At 65.6% G+C, this 20,645-nt stretch carries 21 protein-coding genes and 1 other RNA gene; 11 read left to right on the forward strand and 11 right to left on the reverse strand.

Going from position 1 to position 20,645, the window contains the following annotated elements:
- The first annotated feature begins 261 nt into the window (after nucleotides 1–261).
- The 3 genes from AC6IW9_RS06150 to AC6IW9_RS06160 all read left to right on the forward strand — a co-directional run bounded on the left by AC6IW9_RS06150 (nucleotide 262) and on the right by AC6IW9_RS06160 (nucleotide 4,826).
- Nucleotides 262–2,745, forward strand: a complete 2,484-nt coding sequence (locus AC6IW9_RS06150; RefSeq protein ID WP_497770283.1) for a TonB-dependent receptor — start codon at nucleotides 262–264, stop codon at nucleotides 2,743–2,745.
- A 47-nt stretch (nucleotides 2,746–2,792) separates the two neighbouring features.
- Nucleotides 2,793–3,512 (forward strand): outer membrane protein, encoded by a 720-nt coding sequence (locus AC6IW9_RS06155; protein ID WP_497770285.1) that lies wholly within the window; start codon nucleotides 2,793–2,795, stop codon nucleotides 3,510–3,512.
- A gap of 141 nt (nucleotides 3,513–3,653) precedes the next feature.
- Nucleotides 3,654–4,826, forward strand: a complete 1,173-nt coding sequence (locus tag AC6IW9_RS06160) for an aminotransferase class I/II-fold pyridoxal phosphate-dependent enzyme (RefSeq protein ID WP_497772454.1) — start codon at nucleotides 3,654–3,656, stop codon at nucleotides 4,824–4,826.
- A gap of 17 nt (nucleotides 4,827–4,843) precedes the next feature.
- Here the strand turns inward: AC6IW9_RS06160 and AC6IW9_RS06165 are convergent, their stop codons facing one another.
- Together AC6IW9_RS06165 and AC6IW9_RS06170 are read right to left on the reverse strand one after the other, a co-directional pair.
- On the reverse strand, nucleotides 4,844–5,692 hold the full coding sequence (locus tag AC6IW9_RS06165; protein ID WP_497770288.1) for a quinoprotein dehydrogenase-associated SoxYZ-like carrier: 849 nt from the start codon (nucleotides 5,690–5,692) through the stop codon (nucleotides 4,844–4,846).
- Between the two features lie 50 nt (nucleotides 5,693–5,742).
- Nucleotides 5,743–6,666: a quinoprotein relay system zinc metallohydrolase 2 gene (locus AC6IW9_RS06170; RefSeq protein ID WP_497770291.1), complete on the reverse strand. Its 924-nt coding sequence runs from the start codon at nucleotides 6,664–6,666 to the stop codon at nucleotides 5,743–5,745.
- A 316-nt stretch (nucleotides 6,667–6,982) separates the two neighbouring features.
- Between AC6IW9_RS06170 and xoxF5 the strand changes: the two genes are divergently transcribed.
- From xoxF5 to AC6IW9_RS06210, 8 genes are all read left to right on the forward strand, one after another.
- Entirely contained in the window at nucleotides 6,983–8,818 is a 1,836-nt protein-coding gene (gene xoxF5 / locus AC6IW9_RS06175; RefSeq protein ID WP_497770294.1) for a lanthanide-dependent methanol dehydrogenase XoxF5, read from the forward strand.
- 96 nt (nucleotides 8,819–8,914) lie between these two features.
- Nucleotides 8,915–9,436, forward strand: a complete 522-nt coding sequence (locus AC6IW9_RS06180) for a c-type cytochrome, methanol metabolism-related (RefSeq protein WP_497770297.1) — start codon at nucleotides 8,915–8,917, stop codon at nucleotides 9,434–9,436.
- Between the two features lie 44 nt (nucleotides 9,437–9,480).
- The gene (locus tag AC6IW9_RS06185; RefSeq protein ID WP_497770300.1) at nucleotides 9,481–10,350 is read left to right on the forward strand and encodes a substrate-binding domain-containing protein; all 870 of its coding nucleotides are present in this window, start codon (nucleotides 9,481–9,483) and stop codon (nucleotides 10,348–10,350) included.
- Entirely contained in the window at nucleotides 10,347–10,892 is a 546-nt protein-coding gene (locus tag AC6IW9_RS06190) for a PQQ-dependent catabolism-associated CXXCW motif protein (RefSeq protein WP_497770302.1), read from the forward strand. Before AC6IW9_RS06185 ends, AC6IW9_RS06190 begins: the two co-directional genes overlap by 4 nt.
- Nucleotides 10,893–11,008: 116 nt before the next feature.
- A complete protein-coding gene (locus AC6IW9_RS06195; protein ID WP_497770305.1) occupies nucleotides 11,009–11,599 on the forward strand; it encodes a TetR/AcrR family transcriptional regulator in 591 nt (196 codons plus the stop codon).
- A gap of 12 nt (nucleotides 11,600–11,611) precedes the next feature.
- On the forward strand, nucleotides 11,612–12,925 hold the full coding sequence (locus AC6IW9_RS06200) for a nucleotide disphospho-sugar-binding domain-containing protein (protein ID WP_497770307.1): 1,314 nt from the start codon (nucleotides 11,612–11,614) through the stop codon (nucleotides 12,923–12,925).
- A gap of 396 nt (nucleotides 12,926–13,321) precedes the next feature.
- A complete protein-coding gene (locus AC6IW9_RS06205; protein WP_497770309.1) occupies nucleotides 13,322–14,152 on the forward strand; it encodes an OmpW/AlkL family protein in 831 nt (276 codons plus the stop codon).
- A gap of 191 nt (nucleotides 14,153–14,343) precedes the next feature.
- Entirely contained in the window at nucleotides 14,344–15,456 is a 1,113-nt protein-coding gene (locus AC6IW9_RS06210) for a DGQHR domain-containing protein (RefSeq protein ID WP_497770311.1), read from the forward strand.
- A gap of 11 nt (nucleotides 15,457–15,467) precedes the next feature.
- Here AC6IW9_RS06210 and AC6IW9_RS06215 read toward each other — a convergent pair whose 3' ends face one another.
- The 9 genes from AC6IW9_RS06215 to AC6IW9_RS06255 form a co-directional block, all read right to left on the reverse strand.
- Nucleotides 15,468–15,671, reverse strand: coding sequence for a DUF4169 family protein (locus AC6IW9_RS06215; RefSeq protein ID WP_497770313.1), 204 nt, complete (start codon nucleotides 15,669–15,671; stop codon nucleotides 15,468–15,470).
- A gap of 12 nt (nucleotides 15,672–15,683) precedes the next feature.
- On the reverse strand, nucleotides 15,684–16,211 hold the full coding sequence (locus tag AC6IW9_RS06220) for an SspB family protein (RefSeq protein WP_497770315.1): 528 nt from the start codon (nucleotides 16,209–16,211) through the stop codon (nucleotides 15,684–15,686).
- Between the two features lie 49 nt (nucleotides 16,212–16,260).
- Nucleotides 16,261–16,629: a transfer-messenger RNA gene (gene ssrA, locus AC6IW9_RS06225) on the reverse strand.
- A 201-nt stretch (nucleotides 16,630–16,830) separates the two neighbouring features.
- Nucleotides 16,831–17,073: a ComEA family DNA-binding protein gene (locus AC6IW9_RS06230; protein ID WP_497770317.1), complete on the reverse strand. Its 243-nt coding sequence runs from the start codon at nucleotides 17,071–17,073 to the stop codon at nucleotides 16,831–16,833.
- Between the two features lie 120 nt (nucleotides 17,074–17,193).
- Nucleotides 17,194–17,439: a hypothetical protein gene (locus AC6IW9_RS06235; protein WP_497770320.1), complete on the reverse strand. Its 246-nt coding sequence runs from the start codon at nucleotides 17,437–17,439 to the stop codon at nucleotides 17,194–17,196.
- The gene (gene pth, locus AC6IW9_RS06240) at nucleotides 17,436–18,041 is read right to left on the reverse strand and encodes an aminoacyl-tRNA hydrolase (protein WP_497770323.1); all 606 of its coding nucleotides are present in this window, start codon (nucleotides 18,039–18,041) and stop codon (nucleotides 17,436–17,438) included. The genes AC6IW9_RS06235 and pth overlap by 4 nt, the downstream gene beginning before the upstream one ends.
- Nucleotides 18,042–18,123: 82 nt before the next feature.
- Nucleotides 18,124–18,771, reverse strand: coding sequence for a 50S ribosomal protein L25/general stress protein Ctc (locus tag AC6IW9_RS06245; RefSeq protein WP_497770325.1), 648 nt, complete (start codon nucleotides 18,769–18,771; stop codon nucleotides 18,124–18,126).
- Between the two features lie 191 nt (nucleotides 18,772–18,962).
- Nucleotides 18,963–19,727, reverse strand: a complete 765-nt coding sequence (locus AC6IW9_RS06250) for a class I SAM-dependent methyltransferase (RefSeq protein ID WP_497770327.1) — start codon at nucleotides 19,725–19,727, stop codon at nucleotides 18,963–18,965.
- 207 nt (nucleotides 19,728–19,934) lie between these two features.
- Nucleotides 19,935–20,645, reverse strand: a complete 711-nt coding sequence (locus AC6IW9_RS06255) for a nucleotidyltransferase family protein (protein ID WP_497770329.1) — start codon at nucleotides 20,643–20,645, stop codon at nucleotides 19,935–19,937.

Raw genomic sequence — 20,645 nt, forward strand, 5'->3', positions numbered from 1 at the left:
GTCATCGGGGCCTGTTCGCGAGCGCGGAAATGGATCGGCCGCCATCGGTCGGGCCGGTGGACAGAGACATCATATCTATCACATCTGTAGAATAATTTGGTGGTCCCGCAAGGCTCGGTTCTTCATCGGCCTCGGTCTTTCCGGCGTTGCGCTCGTGCAACAGCGCGACAGAAAGATCGGGCTCCGCGGCTCGGCTCTAGACAGAGAAGATTTTTCCGATAGAACTGATAGGAAGAGTGCGGGTGGATAATGGAGGGTTCGATGAAGGGTGCGTTTGGTCGGGCGGTCGGGCCGCGTTCGAAGCTCACGACTCGCGCCGGCTGGCGGCGGGTCGCGCTCGCGACGACGGCGCTCACCGGCGTGGCGTCTTTCGCCGCCGCGCAGGAGACGGCGCCCGCGAGCCCGCCGAGCGGCCAGGCCACCGGCTCGCAAGCCGCCGGCGTACAAGTCGAGGATGTGAAGGTCACCTCTCGCCTGCGCGAAGAGAAGGCCCAGGACGTTCCGCTTCCGGTCGCTGTCGTCGGCGGAAAGACGGCGGATCGCGAGCATATCGAGCGGCTTCAGGAGTTCGCGCAAAAAATTCCGAGCTTTACCTATTTCGTGGGCAATCCGCGCGGCTCCGGCGTCGCCATTCGCGGAACCTCCGGCGCCTTCGCCTCGACGGATGGCGCCGAGAGCGCCGTCGGCTTCATCGTCGACAACGTCTTCTTTACCCACACGGGATTCCAATGGGCGGATTATGTCGACCTGCAGTCGCTCGAGGTCGCGCGCGGCCCGCAAGGGACGCTGCTCGGCAAGAATACGACCGCCGGCGCCGTCGTCATTCACACGCAATTGCCCTCGTTCACGCCGAGCGCGACGCTCGAGACCTCTTACGCGAATCGCAACCGCTTCATCGAGAAGCTCAACGTCACCGGCCCGATCATCGACGACGAGCTCGCCTATCGCGTGACCTTCTTCCTCGACAAGAGCGGCGGTTTCATCCACGACAAGGTCTCCGGCGCCGGCCTGCTCGACAACGACCGTTGGGGCGTGCGCGGGCAACTGCTCTATGTCGGCGACAATTTCACCGACCGTCTGATCTTCGACCGCCTCCGCTCGGACGAATACAACAATTACGGGGCGATCTACGGCGACTCGATCCCCTTCTTCGCCAACGGCTCCGTCAACAGGAACACGTTCTCACAATTGATCGCCACGCGGCTCGGCAAACCGATCTTGAACCTCGGCGATCCCTACAGCCCCCATATGACGCGGCTCGGCAAGCTCGACCAGCGCACGCACGGCGCCTCCAACGAGGTGAACATCCAGGTCGGCGCCAACACGCTCACCTCTGTGTCGGCTTGGCGCCAGTTCATTCTGCATCCGCGCAATTCGCTCGGCTCATCCGTCGGCAATCTGCTCGAGTTGAATTCGGTCGCATACGACACCTATGTGAATCAGTTCTCGCAGGAGGTCCGCCTCGCTTCGCCCAAGGAGCAGGAGGTGGAATGGCAGATCGGCTTCTATGGTCTGCGCGCGAATGTCTGGTCGCTGCGTCACGACGATTACGGCGTCGACGCCGCGCAATGGTTCACCAACAACATCAACGCCGATCCAGCCCTGCTCAACGGCGTCAGCTGGCATGGCGACGGCAAGATGTCGACGACGAGTTTCGCGGGCTTCGGACAGGCGACATGGCATATCGACGAGCAATGGGCGCTCACGGGCGGCTTGCGCAACACTTATGAGATCAAGACGGGATCGGACGTCGGCTGGGTCAGCGGCTTCAATCCGGCGGTCTCCGTTCAGGACACTTTGGCGGCGTTGGCCAGAGCGCGCGGCGGCGTCACCTATTTCGACACGGGCTTCAACGAGAAGTCCAACAATTCGCTCGCCGGCCTGTTCAATCCTTCCTATAAAATCGACGAAAACATATTGGTCTACGGTTCGGCCGCGCGCGGAGAAAAGTCCGGCGGCGTCAACACCACGTCGCTGCCGCTCTCCGGCGGAGGATTCCAGCCGGTCATCATCAAGCCGGAAGTCACCTGGGACTATGAGCTCGGCGCCAAGACGACGTGGCTCGACGGGCGGCTGGTCGCCAACGTCAATCTATACTGGCAGGATACGTATAATTTCCAGACTCAGCTCGTCGACGATTCCTTGCGCGACGCGACCGGCAACCCGATCGCCAACACCTATCTCGGCAATATCGGACATGTGCGCTTCCGCGGCGTCGAGTTCGACGGACGCTGGAGCCCGTTCGATCGCTTCTGGTTCACATTTTCCGGCGCGCTGACGGAAGTCCGGTATATCGACCACCCGAAGGGACCGCGCCCCGTGGATTTCGGATACGCCGGCGCGCCGACGTCGGTCGATCTGTCCGGCACCAAGGCGCTCGGGATTTCTCCGCTTTCTTTCAATTTCGGCGCGAATTACGAACATCCGATCGGCTCGGTGTTCGCCGAAGCCGGGCTCCCCGATCCGATCGTCGCCTATGGCTACGTCAATGCGGCCTGGAAGGACACGACGCCCTTCGCCAATCCCTATTCGATCTACAAGCTCGAGCAACGGCCCTACACTCTGCTCAATGTCGGCATCGGCCTGCACACCGAGGACGACAAGTACAACCTGTTCTTCTGGGCGAAGAACCTATTGGACGAGCGCTGGATGACGTCGCAGTCGATCAGCGTGACGATGCCGAACACCTTCAATTTCGGCGATCCGCGCTGGTTCGGCGGCACGCTGCGCGTGAAGCTCTACTGACGCGTCCGCCGTCGTGATCCCTCATGTCCGCTTTTCGGAGAGTTGAAATGAGCCTGCTTCGTTCTTCTTCCTTGTCGCTGGCCGGCGTCCTGTCGGCGGGCGTCGCTCTCGCCGCCGATCTTCCGAGCCAGAAGGCCCCGCCGGTCGTCGCGCCGCCGCCGTTCAGCTGGCAGGGCGGCTATGTCGGCCTCTACGCCGGCGCGCTGCTCGGCGAGGGCCGCTTCCATTTCCTCGGCCAGGCGCCGTTGCGCGGAGCCGCTTTCGTCGGCGGCGGAACGCTCGGCTATAATTGGCAATGGACGCCGTCGCTCGTGCTCGGGCTCGAGGCGGATTTCGGCTATCGCGGCGAGATTTCGGCCGCGACCGTCTCCGGGATTTATCCCGGTCCGACCGACAGCGGCGTCCTCGGCACCTTCAGGGGCAGGGTCGGCTACGCCTTCACGCCGCGCTGGCTCGCCTATGCGACGGGCGGTCTCGCCTATGGGACCAATTTCGTTCCGAAGACCTTCTCGGCGAATTATTTCGGAATTGCAGGGCAGGACAGCACGGGCGGCACGGTTCGCGCGGGCTGGACGGCCGGCGCCGGCGTCGAGCACGAATTGTTCGATCGCATATCGGTAAAGGCCGAATATCTCTACGTCTGGCTGATCGGCAGCAGCGTGAATTACGCATCCAATATCGGCACGGTGAGCGGCGGCGTGAGCAGCGCGGGCCATGTCGTTCGCGGCGGCTTGAACTATCGATTCGGCGGCGAACGCGCGAACTAGGCCTGTCGGCGGACCACTGGGGGCGGCGGCGCATCCGTCGCCGCCCCCGAAACATCTTCCGGCCGCCGGCCCGAGCGCCTGTAAGCGGAGCCCCGGCGGCGGGATTTCATGCCCGCTGAGCGTTCTGTTATGATGCTGGCGATGATCTCCCCGCCTTTCCCTTCCCGGCGCAGCGCGGTCGCGCCTTTCATCGCCATGGACGTCCTGCGCGAGGCGCGCGCGCTCGAGCGGCAGGGACGGCGCATCGTCCACATGGAGCTCGGCGAGCCCGGCGCGCCCGCCCCCCGCGCCGTGCGCGACGCGGCCGAGCGGGCGCTGCGCGAGGGGATCATCGGCTATGCCGAGGCGCTGGGCCTGCCCGAGCTGCGGCGGCGCATCGCCCGCCATTACGCCGACGCCTATGGCGTCGAGGTCCCGCTGGAGCGCGTGATCGTCACGACCGGCTCCTCGGGCGCCTTTCTGCTCGCTTTTCTCGCGGGGCTCGACGCCGGCGCGCGCGTCGCGCTGACTGCGCCGGGCTATCCGGCCTATTCGAACATACTGGCCGCGCTCGGTCTCGAGCCGACGATCATCGAGATCGGACCTGAAACGCGCTTCGCGCCGACCGCGGCTCTCCTCGAGTCGGCGCATCGCGAGAAGCGCTTTCACGCCGTGCTGCTCGCGAGCCCCGCCAATCCGACCGGCGCCATGATCGACGGCCGAGAACTCGCGAAAATATGCGCCTTCTGCGAGGAGGCGGGCATTCTCCTCGTCTCCGACGAGATCTATCACGGCCTCTCTTACGCGCAGCCCTGCGAGACGGCGCTCGCACATTCGCGCAATGCGATCGTCGTCAATTCCTTCTCCAAATATTACGCGATGACCGGCTGGCGGCTCGGCTGGCTCGTCGCGCCGGAGCCTTTGGTGCGGCCGATCGAGCGGCTGCAGCAGTCGCTCGCCATTTCGGCGCCGACGCTCGCGCAGATCGCCGCGCTCGACGCCTTCGACGCGACGGCGGAGCTGGAAGCGGCGAAGGCCGGCTATGCCCGCAGCCGGGCGCTCTTGCTGGAGCGCCTGCCGCAGCTCGGCTTCACTGATTTTGCGCCGCCGGACGGCGCCTTCTATTTCTATGTGGATGTCTCGCGCTTCACCACCGACTCGGCGGCCTTCTGCAAGCGCATGCTGGAAGAGGCGGGCGTCGCGGCGACGCCGGGGATCGATTTCGACCGCGCCCGGGGAGCGCGCGCCGTGCGCTTCTCCTATGCCGGACCCGAGGCCGAGATCCGGCTCGGTCTCGACCGTCTCGCTGCTTGGATCGGCGGCCGCGTTCGCTGAAAGCGCTCTCGCCGAGGTCAAGACGCGTCGTCGACCGGCCATTCTCCGGTGAACACGCCGCCCTCGTTGTCATGCGCCTCGACGCGGATCGTCTTCGCGCCATTGGGTCTGTAGGAGAAGCGGAAGGCCGGGTCCTCGGAGAGCGAGATGCCTCCCTCCATGGAAAAAATCAGCGCGTCGCCCTGGCGGACCTCTACCCGATCGACGAAATGGGCGGGGATATAGGCGCGCGAGATCGGGTCCATCTGCAGGCCCGAATTATTGGGATGGCGGATCATGATCTGCGCCTCGCGGCGGGCGGGATCGGCGCTCGCGAAGCGGCGGAGCTTCATTTTGCCGAGATTGGCGGCCGCCTCGTCCTGATCCTTGATCGCCGGCGCCGAGCAGCCGCCCGACGCCTTGACGAATTTCACCACCGAATGCAGCGCGCCGTCGGCGGTCTCCGCGACGACATGCACATTGGTGTAGGAATTCACGCGCACGCGCGTCTCTATGGAGGCGACCGCCGCCCCCTCGCCGAAGGTGAAGCTCGCGGCCATGGGCATCGGATTCTCGTCGATGACGAGCGTCGCCTTGCGCACCCCCGGATCCGCCAGCGAGATGGTCATCGGCACGATAGCCGCGTCCTCGGCGCGCACGGGCGCCTGCAGCGCGACGACGCCCTCGTGCGGCGTGACGGGCCGGTCGTGGAAAATGTCGGTGACGAGGCCGGGCCACGGATCGATCTTGGGCGCTTGCGCCAGCGCCGCGCCGGCCAGCAGGCTCAGCGCCGCGGCGGCGGCGATGCGGATCGTGGACCGCGAGCCTTCAGTCTCGCGAGCCTCGACACGGGAGTGAGCCTGAAGGTTCGAGGTCCGGCCGATCATCTGTCTCCTCCGTCGTTTCAGCAAATCCTATCCCTCGACCGGGCCGCGCCTCAAGGACTGTCCCATTCGAGTTCGGCGAAGCCCGCGGTGGCGTTGCGGACATTATAGTCGTCGAACAGGCTCCAGGCCGATTTCTCGCTCTGCGCTGCCGTCCTCGAGGCGGCGGCGAGGCTCTCTCCTCGTCCTATGGAGGCGCGCAGGTCGCGGGTCAGCCGCTCGAGATAGGCGGCCTCGACGTCGAGCGCCTGCGGCCAGGGGGCGACGGCCGGCCCATGCCCCGGAACGACCTGTTTCGCCTCGATCCGCCGCAGTTCGTCGACGACGGCGAGAAAGCCGAGGAGGCTTCCGTCGACCACCGGCACATGGCGCAGGAACAGGAGGTCGCCGGCGAAGAGCGTGCCGCTCGCCGAATCGAGCACGGTGAGGTCGGCGTCGCTATGCGCCGTGCGCCAGGCGCGCAGCTCGATCCTGCGGCCGCCGAGGTCGAGCGTCGTCACGCCGTCGACGGCGACGCTCGGAGGGATGAGCGCCACATCGTCGATGAGCGGGCCGAGCGTCTCGCGGAAAGAAGAGAGATAATGCGGGCCGCGCGCGGCGAGCGCCCGCGGCAGGTTCTTGTGGCCGACGAAGACGGCGCCCGAGTCGCGAAAGGCAATATTCCCGAAAATATGATCGGGATGGACATGGGTGTTGATCACATAGCGAAGGGGTTTCGACGTGCGCTGCTGCAACGCAGCGAGAAAGTCCCGGCCCACCGCGGCGCTTCCTCCCGTGTCGATCACGGCGACCGCCTCGCCGCCGACGATGACCCCGAGATTTGCGATGTCGCCCGAATTCTCGCGCGTCATCATCTCGACTCGCCCCTGATGAACGAAGACGCCCGGCGCGATCTCGTTCAGATCGAAGGCGCACGCCGTGTTCGTGACGAGGCAGAAGAGAACGATGGCGAGCGTGGTTCCAGTGCGTTGCAACATGGTGGAGCAGGCGTCCTTTTCTAGCTGTTTCCCGCAAGAAACGAGGAAAGTCTGGCATAGCTTTTGGGGATTGCGCTTCAATCCTGTGCGACATATTATCCCGCCGTTTCCAACCCAAAAGACGCTCTCCGGCCGGGAACCGGAGGACGTCTCGACGGAGATCCGGCGGGGCTGCGGGCGCGGCGTTTCCGCCTCGTCGTCGTGGTGAAAGCCACGAGGAAACGGCTTCCCAAAGCCTGTGGGCGTCTGAAAAAGGCGCGATGTCGGCGGCGTGGCCGGGCCTTTCGCACGGTAATGTCGTCAGGAGGAAAAGCTCATGCAAAAGCTGTTGTTGTCGACTTCGGTAGGGATCCTCGCGCTGTTCGGAGCCGGCGTGGCGTACGCCGCCGACGAGCTGCTCGAGCTCCAGAAGAACCCGAAGGACTGGGTGTCCCCGACGGGCGATTACGCCAATCTCCGCTATTCCAAGCTGAAGCAGATCACCACCGAGAACGTCGGCAAGCTGACCCCGGTTTGGAGCTTCTCCACCGGAGTGCTGCGCGGCCACGAGGGCGCTCCGCTGGTGCTCGGCGACGTGATGTATCTGCATACGCCATTCCCCAATATCGTTTACGCGCTCGACCTCAACAACGACGGCAAGATCATCTGGAAGTACGAGCCGAAGCAGGATCCGAGCGTCGTTCCGGTGATGTGCTGCGACACGGTGAACCGCGGCCTCGCCTATGGCGACGGCAAGATCTTCCTCGCCCAGGCCGACACCACCCTCGTCGCGCTCGACGCCAAGACCGGCAAGCTCGTCTGGTCGGTGAAGAACGGCGACCCGTCGAAGGGTCAGACCTCGACCGCCGCTCCGCATGTCTTCAAGGACAAAGTGTTCGTGGGCATCGCCGGCGGCGAGTTCGGCGTGCGCGGCCATATCACCGCCTACAACGTCAAGGACGGCTCGCTCGCTTGGCGCGGCTACTCCATGGGTCCGGACGCCGACACGCTGATCGACGGCGAGAAGACCACCCATCTCGGCAAGCCGGTCGGCAAGGACTCGGGAATCAACACCTGGGAAGGCGACCAATGGCAGATCGGCGGCGGCACCACCTGGGGCTGGTATTCCTATGACCCGGAGCTGAACCTCGTCTATTACGGCTCGGGCAATCCGTCGACTTGGAACCCCAGCCAGCGTCCGGGCGACAATCGCTGGTCCATGACCATCTGGGCGCGCAATCTCGACACGGGCGTGGCCAAGTGGGTCTATCAGATGACTCCCCACGACGAGTGGGACTACGACGGCATCAACGAGACGATCCTCGCCGACCAGACCATCGGCGGCCAGGCGCGCAAGACGCTCGTCCACTTCGATCGCAACGGCTTCGGCTACACGCTCGACCGCGTGACCGGCGAGCTGCTCGTCGCCGAGAAATACGATCCGGCCGTCAACTGGGCCACCAAGGTCGACCAGGACAAGAGCTCTCCGACCTACGGCCGTCCGCTGGTGGTCGCGAAATATTCGACGCAGCAGAACGGCGAGGACGTGAACACCAAGGGCGTCTGCCCGGCGGCTCTCGGCTCCAAGGACATGCAGCCGGCGTCCTTCTCTCCGGACACTGGCCTGTTCTATGTGCCGACCAACCACGTCTGCATGGACTATGAGCCGTTCCGCGTCAGCTACACCGCGGGTCAGCCCTATGTCGGCGCGACGCTGGAGATGTTCCCGCCGCCCGGCGAGACCAATATGGGCAATTTCATCGCCTGGGACGCCCGGGTCGGCAAGATCGTCTGGTCCAACAAGGAGCAGTTCTCGGTCTGGTCGGGCACGGTCACGACGGCCGGCGGTCTCGCCTTCTACGGCACGCTCGAAGGCTATCTGAAGGCGGTCGACCTCAAGACCGGCAAGGAGCTCTACAAGTACAAGACTCCGTCGGGCATCATCGGCAATGTGGTGACCTATCAGCACAAGAATAAACAATATGTCGCGGTGCTCTCGGGCGTCGGCGGCTGGGCCGGCATCGGCCTCGCGGCTGGCCTGTCGAAGAGCAACGAGGGTCTCGGAGCGGTCGGCGGCTACAAGGCGCTGTCCGACTACACCGCTCTCGGCGGCGTGCTGACGGTCTTCGCTCTGCCCGATTCCGCTCTGCCGATCGTCGCTCCGGCGAACTGAGGCTGCGAAGAATAGCACTGGCGCTCGGCGAAACGCCTCTCTCGGCGCGTCGCCGGGCGCTCGTTTGTGTAGAGGAAGCATCGGGAGGACGAGGTAATGAGACTGCCGCTCGTCGGGGCCATCGCCCTGAGCGTCTGCATCAGCGTAGGAACCGCCGCGCGGGCCGAACCGCCGGGAGACCCGACCGCGGTCAAGGAAGTGGACGGCAAGTATTTCGACAAGAACGGCGACCCGACCTACAAGGTCCAGGACGACGGAACCGTCGACTGGTACACCTTCTCCGGCTATCGTCGCTATCACGCCGAGTGCCATGTGTGCCACGGCCCGAACGCCGAAGGCTCGACCTATGCGCCTGCGCTGAAGAATTCGGTCAAGAATTTCAACTACGCCGAGTTCTACGGCATCGTGGTCGGCGGCCGCGAGAACAAGGTCGCGGGCAACGACAGCGTCATGCCGGCCTTCGCCGAGAACAAGAACGCCATGTGCTACATCGACGACCTCTATATCTATCTCCGCGCCCGCTCGACCGAGGCGATCGGCCGCGGCCGTCCGGAGAAGAAGGCGGAGAAGCCAAAGGCCTTCGCCGAGGCCGAAGCGAAGTGCATGAGCGGCCAGTGAGCCGAGGGCGGATGGCCGGCACCGGCATGGACCGGAGGTTCGCCATGTTTCGCGAGATCGCTTTCTCCATGGTCGCCGTCGCGAGCCTTCTCGCGCCGGCCCCCGCCCGGGCGCAGACGCCCGAGCAATTCGCGCGCCCCGACGCCAGGGACTCGATCGAACTCATCGATCCGAAGGTGCTACGCGTCTGCGCCGACCCCAACAATCTGCCCTTCTCCAATCGCGCCGGCGAAGGCTTCGAGAACCGGCTGGCGCAATTCATTGCCGGCAAGCTCGGCAAGGATCTCGCCTATGTCTATTATCCGGGCGCGACGGGTTTCATCCGCAACACGCTGAACGCGCATCTCTGCGACGTGGTGATGGGCATGCCCCAGGGCGACGATCTCGTCCAGCCCACCAATCCCTATTACCGAACCGCCTATGCGATCGTCTATCGCGCCGGCTCCGATCTCGAGGGGCTGAAGACGCTCGGCGATCCCCGCCTTGCTGGGAAGGGCCGGCGCATCGGCCTCGTCGCCAACACGCCGCCGGGCAATGTGCTCGCGCGCTACGGCCTGCTCTCGGCGGTGAAGCCCTATCCGCTCGTCGTCGATACGCGGGTCGACGCGCCGTCTGCGGATATGATCCACGATCTCGAAACCGGCGTCATCGACGCCGCTATCCTTTGGGGGCCGATCGCCGGCTATCATGTGAAGAGATCGGCCGGGCGGCTCAGCGAGGCGCTGCTCACGCAGGAGCAAGGCGCGCGCATGACCTTTCGCATCGCCATGGGCGTGCGCCACTCCGACCAGGAATGGAAGCGCGCGCTCAATCGCATCATCGCTCAGAACCAGCGCGAGATCGACAGTTTGCTCGCCGATTTCGGCGTGCCGCTGATCGACGAGGCCGGCGCGCCGATCGCGGTCGAGCGATGAGGCTCCGAGCCGCCCTCGCGTTCGCGCTTCTCGGCGCCGCGGCGGCGGCCGCGGAGAGACCGCCCGAGCCGGAGGGCTATCGGCTCGACGATTATCGGGCGCCGGTTCCCGCGACTCTGGCGGGAGCCCGCGTGCTCTCGACCGACGAGACGCTCGCGCTGTGGCGCGACGAGGCCGCCGTCTTCGTCGACGTTCTGCCGCGCCCGCCCAAGCCCGCTGGCCTGCCGCCCGGCGCCGTCTGGCGCGACAGACCGAGATTCGACATTCCGGGCAGCATCTGGTTGCCGGACACCGGCTTCGGCGTGCTGTCGGATGCGACGCTGCGCTATTTCGCCGCGGGGCTGGAGCGAGCGACCGCGGACGACAAGAGCCGCCTCGTCGTCTTCTATTGCCTCGCCGACTGCTGGATGTCCTGGAACGCCGCCAAGCGCGCGCTCTCGCTCGGCTACGCCCATGTCGGCTGGTATCCCGAGGGCGCCGACGGCTGGGGGAAGGCCGGCCATCGGCTCGAGCCGCGCGAGCCGGAGCCGCGCGGGGACTGACCGCAATCCCTTCGACTCCTCGCATCGGGCGCGGCTCCGACGAGCCGCGGCGATCTTCTTCGCGTGACTCCCATCGTCGCTTGACCGCATCTGATTTTCATTTTACAGTATGTAACATGAATATTGACGGAAAGCGCCCCTATCGCCAGACCGCCCGCGCGGCCGCGTCCCAGGACACGGAGGAAGCGATCCTGCGCGCCTTCCACGAGCTGTTGAAGGAACGCTGGTATGACGAGATCGCCCTCGACGAGGTGGCGGCGATGGCTGGAACCACGCGGCAGACCGTCATCCGCCGCTTCGCGGGCAAGACCGGCCTTCTCGCCGCCTTCACCTCCCGTATCGCCGCCGAGATCGAGGCGCAACGCGCCGCCGCGCCGACCGACGACATCGCCGCCGCTGTGGCGGTTCTCGTCGCCGATTACGAGCGCAATGGCGAGATGGTGCTGCGCTTTCTCTCGCTCGAAGGCCGGGTCGAGGAAGTCGCGCCGATGCTCGAAACCGGACGCAGGAGCCATCGGCAATGGGTCGAGACGACCTTCGCGCTGCGCCTCTCGGCTTTCGGCGATACGGAGCGTCGCGACCGCCTCGCGGCGCTGCTCATCGCCACCGACGTCTGGAGCTGGCTGCTGCTGCGCCGCACCCAAGGCCATTGCGTCGACGAGACGCAGCGACTGCTCACCGCGATGATTTCGAAGCTTCTCGATTGAAAGGACCGACCGATGATCCCCGCCAAGAACGCCGGAGCCCACATCCTCGTCCTCGGATGGGAGGGCGGCGGCAATGTGCCACCGACCCTCGCCGCGATCCGCGCCCTCGCCGCCCGCGGCCATGACGTGCGCTTTCTCGGCGACGACTGCATTCTGGCCGAGGCCGGCGCCGCCGGCGCGCGGGCGCAGAGCTGGCGCCGCGCGCCCAACCGGCGCGACCGTTCGCCGCAGAGCTGCTTCGTCCGCGACTGGGAGCAGCCGGACGATGTCGCGGGCTTCCTCGCCTGGGCGCGGGCGATCTTCCTCGGACCGGCCGAGCGCTATGCCGCCGATGTGGTCGAGGCCGCCCGCGAGGAGCCGACCGATCTCATCATCGGATCGGACCTCTTGTTCGGCGGAATGGTCGCGGCGGAGGCGCTCGGCCTCCCCTCGGCTTTGCTCGCCCCCAATATCAGCCTGTTCCCGCTCCCGGGCCATCCGCCTTTCGGCCCGGGCTTCACGCCGGCGACCAATGAGGCGGAGCGCATCCGCGATCGCGAGCTCGGCGCGATGGTGGACCGGATGTTCGACGGCTTCCTTCCGCAGATCAACGCGGCGCGCTCGCGTTTCGGCCTTGCCCCGCTGGCGCGCACGCTCGACCAGTTCCGGGCCGACCGCTTGTTTCTCGCGACCTCGCGGGCTTTCGACTTTCCGGTCGCGCGCCTTCCCGAGCATGTCCGCTATGTCGGGCCGATCCTCGAGCAGCCCGCTTGGATCCCCCCGCGCGCGGCCTCCGTTCCCGCTCCCGATCGCCCGCTCGCGCTCGTCTCCTTCAGCACCACTTATCAGAAACAGGAATCGGCCCTCGCCGCGACCCTCGAAGCGCTGTCGACTCTGCCGATGCGCGGCGTCGTGACGCTCGGCAAGGCGCTCGCGGGCCACGCGCCGAAGGCTCCGCCCAATGTCGAGATATGGGACGGCGCCTCGCATGACGATATTCTGCCCCATGCCGCCTGCGTCGTCACCCATGGCGGACATGGCACGACGCTGCGGTCCCTCGGCGCCGGCGCGCCGGTCTTGGTTCTGCCGATGGGCCGCGACCAGAACGACAACGCCGCGCGCGTCGAATATCACCGCGCGGGGCTGCGCCTGCCGCCGACCTCCTCCCCGGCCGAGATCGCGCGGGCGATCCGCCGACTCGTCGAGGAGCCGCATTTTTCCGCCAATGCGAAGCGGCTCGCGCGCGCGATCGCGGCCGAGGCCGGCGGCGCCGAGCGTTTCGCCGACGAAGTCGAGACGCTGCTTTTCGCGACTCGAACGCCCTTTCGCAACGCGGTCGGCATGTGAGAATGCGACTTCTCTAAACAACGAGACACGGGGAAAAACGACGAGCGACGCCGCCGACCCGGCGAAAGGCGCGTCGTAATGGCGGCCCCGGCTCTCGGCGCAAGCGCTGCGTCACTGCGCCGCGCCGTCGCGCCCGAGCCGGGCTCCTCGGCCGATCTGGCCGCGCGCCTGGCTCGTTTCAGGGACGGTCCACTGGAAATGCGCAACATTTCCTTGCGCTTGGCGCCGAGACAGGCCTTGCCCCGCTGTTGCCGAAGTGACACACATGCGAAGAAAGAATGCCGAAGCACAGATTTCTTGACCTAGATCAAGTCTTCCCTCGCCGATTCGAGGCAATTTGACGTCCGACTCGGATCGCGACGCGTCGCATCCCACAACAATGGACGGGGGACCCTGATGAGAGCACTACTGCGCGGCGCGTTCGTCGCACTGATGTCGGGCGCCATGGGCGCGGCGGCTTATGCCGCCGATTTCCCGGCCGTCAAGGAGCCGCCCCCGCCGCCGCCCGTCTTCGATTCCTATCAGCCTTTCCAAATTCGCCTGCGCGCCTCGGCCGTCGTGCCGGACAGCGGCGGCGCGACCGTCTATGACAGGCTCGGGCTCGTCCTTCCGGCCGTCGGACTCAGCGCCGGACCGAGCAGCGTCGTTCCGGGCGCCAGCACCAGCATTTCCTACGCGATCATCCCCGAGCTCGACGTGAGCTACTATCTCACGAAGAACATCGCGGTCGAGGCGATCTGCTGCATCTCCCGCCATCACGTCCAGGGCGTCGACACCTTGTTCGGAGCGAGCCTGTCACGGACCTGGGTGTTCCCGCCGTCGCTCATCCTGCAGTACCACTTCACCAATTTCGGCGCTTTCCAGCCCTATGTCGGCGTCGGCGTGAACTACACCGCCTATTTCTCGGAGGCGGGCAACAATCTGTGGTGGCTGCGGACGGCCGGACCGGTCCTGCCCGCGACCTTCACCTCGCTCAGCATCACCCCCTCTTGGGGCGTGGTCGGCCAGGTCGGCTTCGACTACATGATCACCGAGAATTTCGGCGTGAACGTCGATCTGAAGCGCATTCTGATGGAGCCGAACGCGCATGGCGTGATCAATGTGCCCGGCACCGGCATCTATGTTCCGATCGACGCCCAGGTGAGGATCAACCCCTGGATCGCGAGCGTCGGTCTGACCTTCCGCTTCGGCGCCGGCCTCGTTCCGCCCGTGCTCGCCAAATACTGACGCGTCGAACACGGCGCTTCGAGAGAACCGGCCCTTCGGGGCCGGTTTTTTCTTGTCTCCGCGCCTGAAACGGCGTCGAGGCGCCTTGTTCTTTGCCGCCGGACAGCGTTATTCTTTCGAAAGTACGTGTTCGATTCGGTTCGTTCCAATAGTCGCGGGCGTGCGACCGCGGGTCTTCGAAGGATCAGAACATGGAACATTCGATCGACGGCGCTCTCGCGCCCGACGCCGAACGGGCGACGCGTCTCGAAGCCGACGCAGAGCCCGAGCGCCCGGTCTCCGACGATCAGACGACTCCGGCCGGGGAAGCCGCGCCGTCCGCGCGCGGTTTCATCACCGCCCGCGCCCTGCAGGTCACGCAAGGCAACCGACGCTTCTACACGCTCGCGCTGCCGAGCCATGTTCTCGCGGCGACCTGCGCCGTCGAAGCGCGCCTCGAAAATCCCATCGACGGCTTCCAGCGCTTGCTCGACAAGAAGCGCGCGCGGGAGATCGCCGACTACGTCGACAGCGGCTTCGGCAGCGTGCCGAGCGCGGTCATCCTCTCCGCCCAGCCGCGCGCCGAGCTCCGCTTCGACAAGCGCAGCGGCGAGCTGAGCTTTCGCAAGGATTCCCGTTCCTTCCTCATCATCGACGGGCAGCATCGCGTCTTCGGCTTCAATATGGCCCGAAGAAGCGTCGAGGTCCCGGTCGTCGTCTACAACAGGCTGACGCGCGCGCAGGAATGCCAGCTTTTTATGGACATCAACACCAAGCAGCGGCCGGTTCCGCCGGAGCTGCTGCTCGACATTCGCCGTCTGTCGGAGAGCGAGTCGGCGGCCGAGGCGCTGCTGCACAATGTGTTCGATCTTTTTGCCGGTGACGCCGACAGCGTGCTCGCCGGCTTGCTCAGCCCCTCCGAGCGCCGCAAGGGCAAGATCTCGCGCGTGACCTTCAATTCGGCGCTGAAGTCGATCGACGGCTGCTTCGTCGACGCCGAGGCGGCCGACGTCTATCGCGTGCTCAACACCTATTTGAGGGCCTGCGCGAACGGGCTGGCGATCCATGGCGTCGCCGCCAATATCGTCAATCCGGCGCTGTTCAAGGCGCTGATCCTGCTGTTCGCCAATGTCGCGGAGCGCGTCGCCGACCGCCACGGCGGCAAATACACACTCCATAATTTCGAAGAAGTGCTCGGGCCGTTCTTCCGCCGGCTGAAGAAGAGCGATCTGCCGAAGCCGTCGACCGGGCATCTCGCGCTCTATGAATTCTATCGCAAGACTCTGAGCTCGGGCTTCTCGCTCAAGCAATGGCTGTTCGCCTGACCGGCGAAAGTTCAGTGCGGCCGTTCGTCCGGCGGAGCGCCGTCTGAAAGGCGATGCGCGTCGAGCCTCTTCTGCTCGAGCTCCGCGCTGGCGGCGGCGAGCTCGCGCTCGTTCTCGGAGCGGCCGAAGGCGAGCCGATTGGCGGCGGCCTCCGCTTCACGCCGGCGGCGCGCCCGATCCTTGCGGGCGCGCCGCAGATTCACGATCTCGCCCATGCAGCCGTCTCGTCAGGTCTTCTTGCGGAAGGCGTCGATCGAGACGATCTTCGCCTCTTCATTGCCTTCGTGACCCACGCGCTCGTCCTTGGCCGATTTCGGCGCGGCCGGCGCCGGCGCCGCGACGGGGGCGCGTCCGGGAAAGGGCGCGGGCCTTTCATCGCGCGGGGCGGAAGGCGCCTCCTCGACCTCCCACTTGAGTCCGAACTCCACCGACGGGTCAGAGAAGACCGTCACCGCCTCGAAGGGCACATAGAGCTGCTCGGGAATGCTGCGGAAAGAGAGGCAGACCGAAAAGCCGCGCTCGTCGACGACCAGATTGGAATATTGGTGCTGAAGGATGATCGTCATCTCATGCGGCCATTGTTCGGCCAAACGGTTCGAGATTTTGACTCCGGGCGCCCTCGTGCGAAAGCTGATCGTGAAATGATGGTCGCCGGGCAGGCGGCCGGCAAGGGCGGCGTCGGCGAGAACCTTGCGCATCACGCCGCGCAACGCATCCTGAAGGAGGAGATCATATCTGATGAGGTCGGTGGACATGTGGACCGAGCCGAAATCCTCTATTGGGGCGCCGCCCAGCCGATGAGGAAGTGGAGGCTTCTGTTGCCAGGCGCCTCCGAGCCCCGCCTAGAGGTGCAACCCCCTAGGGCTTTGAACCCGGTACCTTCGCCGCATTACGCGGCGACGGCCACCGGAGCATAGTTGTCGTTGGCAACTATAGGATTGACCCGATAACGGCGGTATCATGCCGAGCGAAAAAACACCCTTTACGCCCTCGTCGATCCTATTTCGCCCCCGCCCCAGGCCGCACCGCTCTTCGCAGATGACGGCCTCGGGTGGAGGCGCCGGGTACCGCCCCCGGGTCCGATAGGCTTATTCCGATGCTCGTTTATCGCCATAGCCGCCGCGAACGACGGCAAGGGACAATATACGCATCGATCGGCCGCTCGGAAAGGGGCTGACGAACAAAGCGTTCCGTTCCTCCCCTATTTTCGTAGGCCTCGAACAAAGACGAAGCGCCCACCGAAAAATCGGCGGACGCCTCGCATTACGACGGAAACGCGGGCGGCGTCAGTTCCGCTCGACGACGAGGGTGTCCTTGACCGCGGCGAATTGCGCCTCCGACAGAACCTTGTGCTTCACGAGCTCGCCAGGCGCCTTATACGGGCGGCCCTTGACGATGGGCTTCCGCCAGCTTGCGGTCCAATCCCTTGGCCGCGGCGAGCTGCTCCACTGTCGCGGTGTTGATGTCGAGCGTCGACGGGACGGCGGGTTCATGCTTGGCGACGGCCGGCGCGGCCGCTGGATTGGCGGACTTGGCCGCCGGCGGGCTCGTCGTCTCGGCCAGAACCGGCGCGGCGGCGGCGAACATGGCGATGGCGAGAATGGCGTTGGGCTTCATGATGAGTCGGGCTCCTCTGACCGGGACGATCCCCCGATCGACGAGACGCATCATGCGGCGCACGGCTTGAACCGGCTTTGAACGCGGCGTTCAGGCGCAATTCAGCCCCCCGGCTCGCGCTCATTTGCTCTTCAGACAGGCGATCGCCGCCGGCAGGCAAGCCGCGCCCACCATGGAGCAGGCGGCGGCGCCGTCCTCCTGGCGCGTGCAGACGAGGCAGCCGTCGGTCCATTCGACGCAAGAGGGATGATCCTGGCCATAGGCCTGCGTCGGCTTCTCCTGCGACGGCGCCGGCGTATCCTGCGCGAGCGCGGCCGGCGCGAGCAGCAGCGTCGCCGTCAGCAGGAGAGCGGGGGCGGTCCTCATGCCTCTCCGACGCGCTTTTGCGCGCCGAACCCGGCCGCCTCCATGGCGAGATGGATCTTGTTCTGCAGGCCGGCGTCGTCGCCCTTGGCGATCAGAGCGGCATTGTCGGCGAGCGTGTCGCACAGCGCGCGCACCCATGGCTCCTCGCTTTTGGCGAAATCATCGAGCACATAGGAATGCACGAGCGCCTTGTCGCCCGGATGGCCGATGCCGAGCCGCACGCGCTTGAACTCCGCGCCGATATGGGCGCCGATCGAGCGAAGGCCGTTGTGGCCCGCGGCGCCCCCGCCCGTCTTCACGCGGCATTTGGCCGGCGGCAGATCGAGCTCGTCGTGAAACACCACCACATCGCCGACCGCGATCTTGTGATAGCGCAGCGCCTCGCCGACAGCGCGGCCGGACTCGTTCATATAGGTCTGTGGGAGCAGGGCGAGCACGCGCTCGCCGGCGATCGTCCCCTCGCGGGCGAGACCCTGAAATCGCGTTCTCGCCGGCGAGAAGCCATGAGCGTCGGCGATGGCGTCGACGGCCATGAAGCCGATATTGTGCCGGTTCTTCGCATAGGCGCGGCCGGGATTGCCGAGCCCGACGAACAGCAGCATGGCCGATGGCTCCCGACGGAGCGGCAGATCGGCGGCAGGCAATCGGGTTCGACCGACTGCCGACCTCCCGACCGCCTCTTCCTTACTTCTTCTTCTCCGCCTTGCCGGCGGCCTTGCCGCCCTTGCCGGCGGCGGGCGCCGCGGCGGCGGGCGTCTCTTCCGAGACGAGCGGCGGCGCGATCGAGACGACGGTGAAGTTCTTGTCCGGATTGGTCGGCTTGCAGTTCGGCGGCAGGGTGAAGGCCGAGATATGCAGCGCATCGTTGAACTCGAGGCCGGTGAGATCTCCGGTGATGCCGTCCGGAATATTGTCGGCCGGCACCCACATCTCCACCGAATGATAGACGATGTTGAGCGAACCGCCGCGTTTCAGGCCGGGCGAAGCGTCGTGATTGACGAAATGCACCGGCACGTCGACGCGCAGGCGCGAGCCCGCGCGCAAGCGCAGAAAGTCGACGTGCAGGGGCGTGTCCTTGACCACGTCGAGCTGATAGTCGCGCGGAATGGCGCGTTCGGTCTTGCCCTCGATGTCGAGCTCGAAGATCGTCGTGAGGAAGTGCCCGGCGTAGATGAGCTTGGTCACCTCTTTCTTGTCGAGCGACAAGGGCTGCGGCGCGTCGCCGCCGCCATAGACGACTGCTGGAATACGGCCTTCACGGCGAACGCTGCGGGCGGCCCCCTTGCCTGTCCCGCTGCGCACCGTGGCCGCGAGCTTCTTGACCTCGGCCATTTCGGTGTCCTTTCGGAAAAAGAAAAGCGCGCCCATCGCCTCCAGGGGTGTCGGAAACCGGGCGCGCGGCGCAGCTTATAGGGAAGGCGCGCGGCGGAGGCAAGGCGGGCCGAGCATCTGAGGCTCCGAAGGATCCGTCTCGAAGCACGCGGGACCTTTATGTTCCGCCTTCTGAAGCCCGCCCTCGTGCTTTAAAGACGCTCGCTTCGCGGGTTGTCCGACGCCTGCGGAATTCCGCTCGCCGGCTCGCGTCGACGCAGATGCAGGAGCTTTGTTTTTTCGAACGCCGCCGGCAAAGAGCCGACATCGTAATCCGAGGCGACGCCAACCAAAGCGACCAGCTCTCGAAAACATTCTGATTGAATTGGCAATAATAATTTTTGTCCATGCAAGGTTCTCGAATAATGGTGGGTGTCCTTCGGTCCGTCGAGAGGCACGATACAGTCTGCCGAGGTATGAATGACAGGGGCGTGTCCCCAAATAGAATAACTCGATATGCAACCTTCGACAAAAAGGTCGTTCAGAGCCTGATAGAGCTCGAGGCTCGTCATGTGATTCACATGACCCGTCCAGTCGGACCAGAAGAATTTCACTCCCATTGTCGCGAGCGGGCCGTCGCTATCGAACCAAGGCAGGCGCACGAGCACGAATTTCTCGCTGACCAGCGCGGCTGTTCTCAGAATCCGGGCCGCCAGAGACGGCGTGGGAATATGCTCGAGCACGTGGACCAAAAGAGAAAACCGAACTCGTCCGGTAAAGAGGTCCGGTCGAGTCAAATCGCCGACCTCTGCTTCAAATCCTTTCGATCGTGCTTGCCGCACCTTGGACGGGTCGATGTCGACGCCAAGTCCTCGATCGGCCCCAAAAGTTTGTTTGGCGAACTCGATCGACCCTCCGCCCGAACATCCGAGATCCGCAAAATCGTAACCGGCCAGATCGATCACCGTGTCGGCCATGTCGGCTCGTCCTCGCAACGCATCCTCTCGAACAGGTTAGACGAGCCGCCGGAGGGGTCCAAGACCGTGAAGCGATATTTTTCGTGGCGAGATGGTCCTCGTCGGGCGCGCACGGCTGCCTGGGAAAATTCCAGCGCAATACAGCGGCGGCGCTCTCGCAAGCAAGGGCGCGCCCCTCCCGGGGTCTCCGGCTTCGGTCTGCGACCTTCACGCCGGCGAGGCGGCCCGCTCGCCGGCGACTGCCCGCTCCGCCTCGGCGATCGCCGTCATCGTGCCGACATGCAGCCATCGTCCGTCGAGCGGCGCGCCGACGAGGCGGCCCCGCTCCGCGGCGCGGAAGAAATAAGGCGCGAGCGGAAACACGTCTTCCGCCACGCCGGCGAAGAGCTGCGGCTTCACGATGCCGATCCCGGCATAGACGTAATCGGCCGTCTCTCCGGCGCCGCGCTTCGTCAGCCGCCCGTCCGGGGCGCGATGGAAGTCGCCGGCCCAGTCGACGCCGACGCTTCCCTCCCGCGGCGCGAGCAGAAGGGCGACGTCCATCTTCTCGCCGTCCCAGAGATCGGCCAGGCGGCGGAGATTGTCCGTGCGCGCGCCGATCCAGAAGGCGTCGGTGTTACAGATGAAGAAGGGCTTTTCACGAAAGAGCGGCAGAACCTTCTTGATCCCGCCGCCCTGATCGAGCAGCCGCTCGCGCTCGTCGGAAATGAGGATGCCCGGCGCCGCGCGGCCGCGCAGATGATCTTCGATCCGATCGGCGAGGTGATGCACATTGACGATCGCCGTCGCGACGCCGGCGTCCGCGAAAGCGTCGAGCGCGCGGTCGAGGAGGGTGCGGCCGGCGACCGCAACGAGCGGCTTGGGGAGCCGGTCGGTCAGCGGCCGCATGCGCGAACCGCGCCCGGCGGCGAACACCAT

It is taken from the genome of Methylosinus sp. shoA (assembly GCF_059718125.1).

Coding starts and splice junctions, on each gene's coding strand:
- AC6IW9_RS06200 (WP_497770307.1), top strand. CDS start 11,612: ATGATCCCCGCCAAGAACGCCGGAGCCCACATCCTCGTCCTCGGATGG.
- xoxF5 (WP_497770294.1), top strand. CDS start 6,983: ATGCAAAAGCTGTTGTTGTCGACTTCGGTAGGGATCCTCGCGCTGTTC.
- AC6IW9_RS06150 (WP_497770283.1), top strand. CDS start 262: ATGAAGGGTGCGTTTGGTCGGGCGGTCGGGCCGCGTTCGAAGCTCACG.
- AC6IW9_RS06165 (WP_497770288.1), bottom strand. CDS start 5,692: ATGATCGGCCGGACCTCGAACCTTCAGGCTCACTCCCGTGTCGAGGCT.
- AC6IW9_RS06195 (WP_497770305.1), top strand. CDS start 11,009: ATGAATATTGACGGAAAGCGCCCCTATCGCCAGACCGCCCGCGCGGCC.
- AC6IW9_RS06245 (WP_497770325.1), bottom strand. CDS start 18,771: ATGGCCGAGGTCAAGAAGCTCGCGGCCACGGTGCGCAGCGGGACAGGC.
- AC6IW9_RS06180 (WP_497770297.1), top strand. CDS start 8,915: ATGAGACTGCCGCTCGTCGGGGCCATCGCCCTGAGCGTCTGCATCAGC.
- AC6IW9_RS06255 (WP_497770329.1), bottom strand. CDS start 20,645: ATGGTGTTCGCCGCCGGGCGCGGTTCGCGCATGCGGCCGCTGACCGAC.
- AC6IW9_RS06155 (WP_497770285.1), top strand. CDS start 2,793: ATGAGCCTGCTTCGTTCTTCTTCCTTGTCGCTGGCCGGCGTCCTGTCG.
- AC6IW9_RS06170 (WP_497770291.1), bottom strand. CDS start 6,666: ATGTTGCAACGCACTGGAACCACGCTCGCCATCGTTCTCTTCTGCCTC.
- AC6IW9_RS06160 (WP_497772454.1), top strand. CDS start 3,654: ATGATCTCCCCGCCTTTCCCTTCCCGGCGCAGCGCGGTCGCGCCTTTC.
- AC6IW9_RS06220 (WP_497770315.1), bottom strand. CDS start 16,211: ATGTCCACCGACCTCATCAGATATGATCTCCTCCTTCAGGATGCGTTG.
- AC6IW9_RS06210 (WP_497770311.1), top strand. CDS start 14,344: ATGGAACATTCGATCGACGGCGCTCTCGCGCCCGACGCCGAACGGGCG.
- AC6IW9_RS06235 (WP_497770320.1), bottom strand. CDS start 17,439: ATGAGGACCGCCCCCGCTCTCCTGCTGACGGCGACGCTGCTGCTCGCG.
- AC6IW9_RS06215 (WP_497770313.1), bottom strand. CDS start 15,671: ATGGGCGAGATCGTGAATCTGCGGCGCGCCCGCAAGGATCGGGCGCGC.
- AC6IW9_RS06185 (WP_497770300.1), top strand. CDS start 9,481: ATGTTTCGCGAGATCGCTTTCTCCATGGTCGCCGTCGCGAGCCTTCTC.
- pth (WP_497770323.1), bottom strand. CDS start 18,041: ATGCTGCTGTTCGTCGGGCTCGGCAATCCCGGCCGCGCCTATGCGAAG.
- AC6IW9_RS06190 (WP_497770302.1), top strand. CDS start 10,347: ATGAGGCTCCGAGCCGCCCTCGCGTTCGCGCTTCTCGGCGCCGCGGCG.
- AC6IW9_RS06230 (WP_497770317.1), bottom strand. CDS start 17,073: ATGAAGCCCAACGCCATTCTCGCCATCGCCATGTTCGCCGCCGCCGCG.
- AC6IW9_RS06205 (WP_497770309.1), top strand. CDS start 13,322: ATGAGAGCACTACTGCGCGGCGCGTTCGTCGCACTGATGTCGGGCGCC.
- AC6IW9_RS06250 (WP_497770327.1), bottom strand. CDS start 19,727: ATGGCCGACACGGTGATCGATCTGGCCGGTTACGATTTTGCGGATCTC.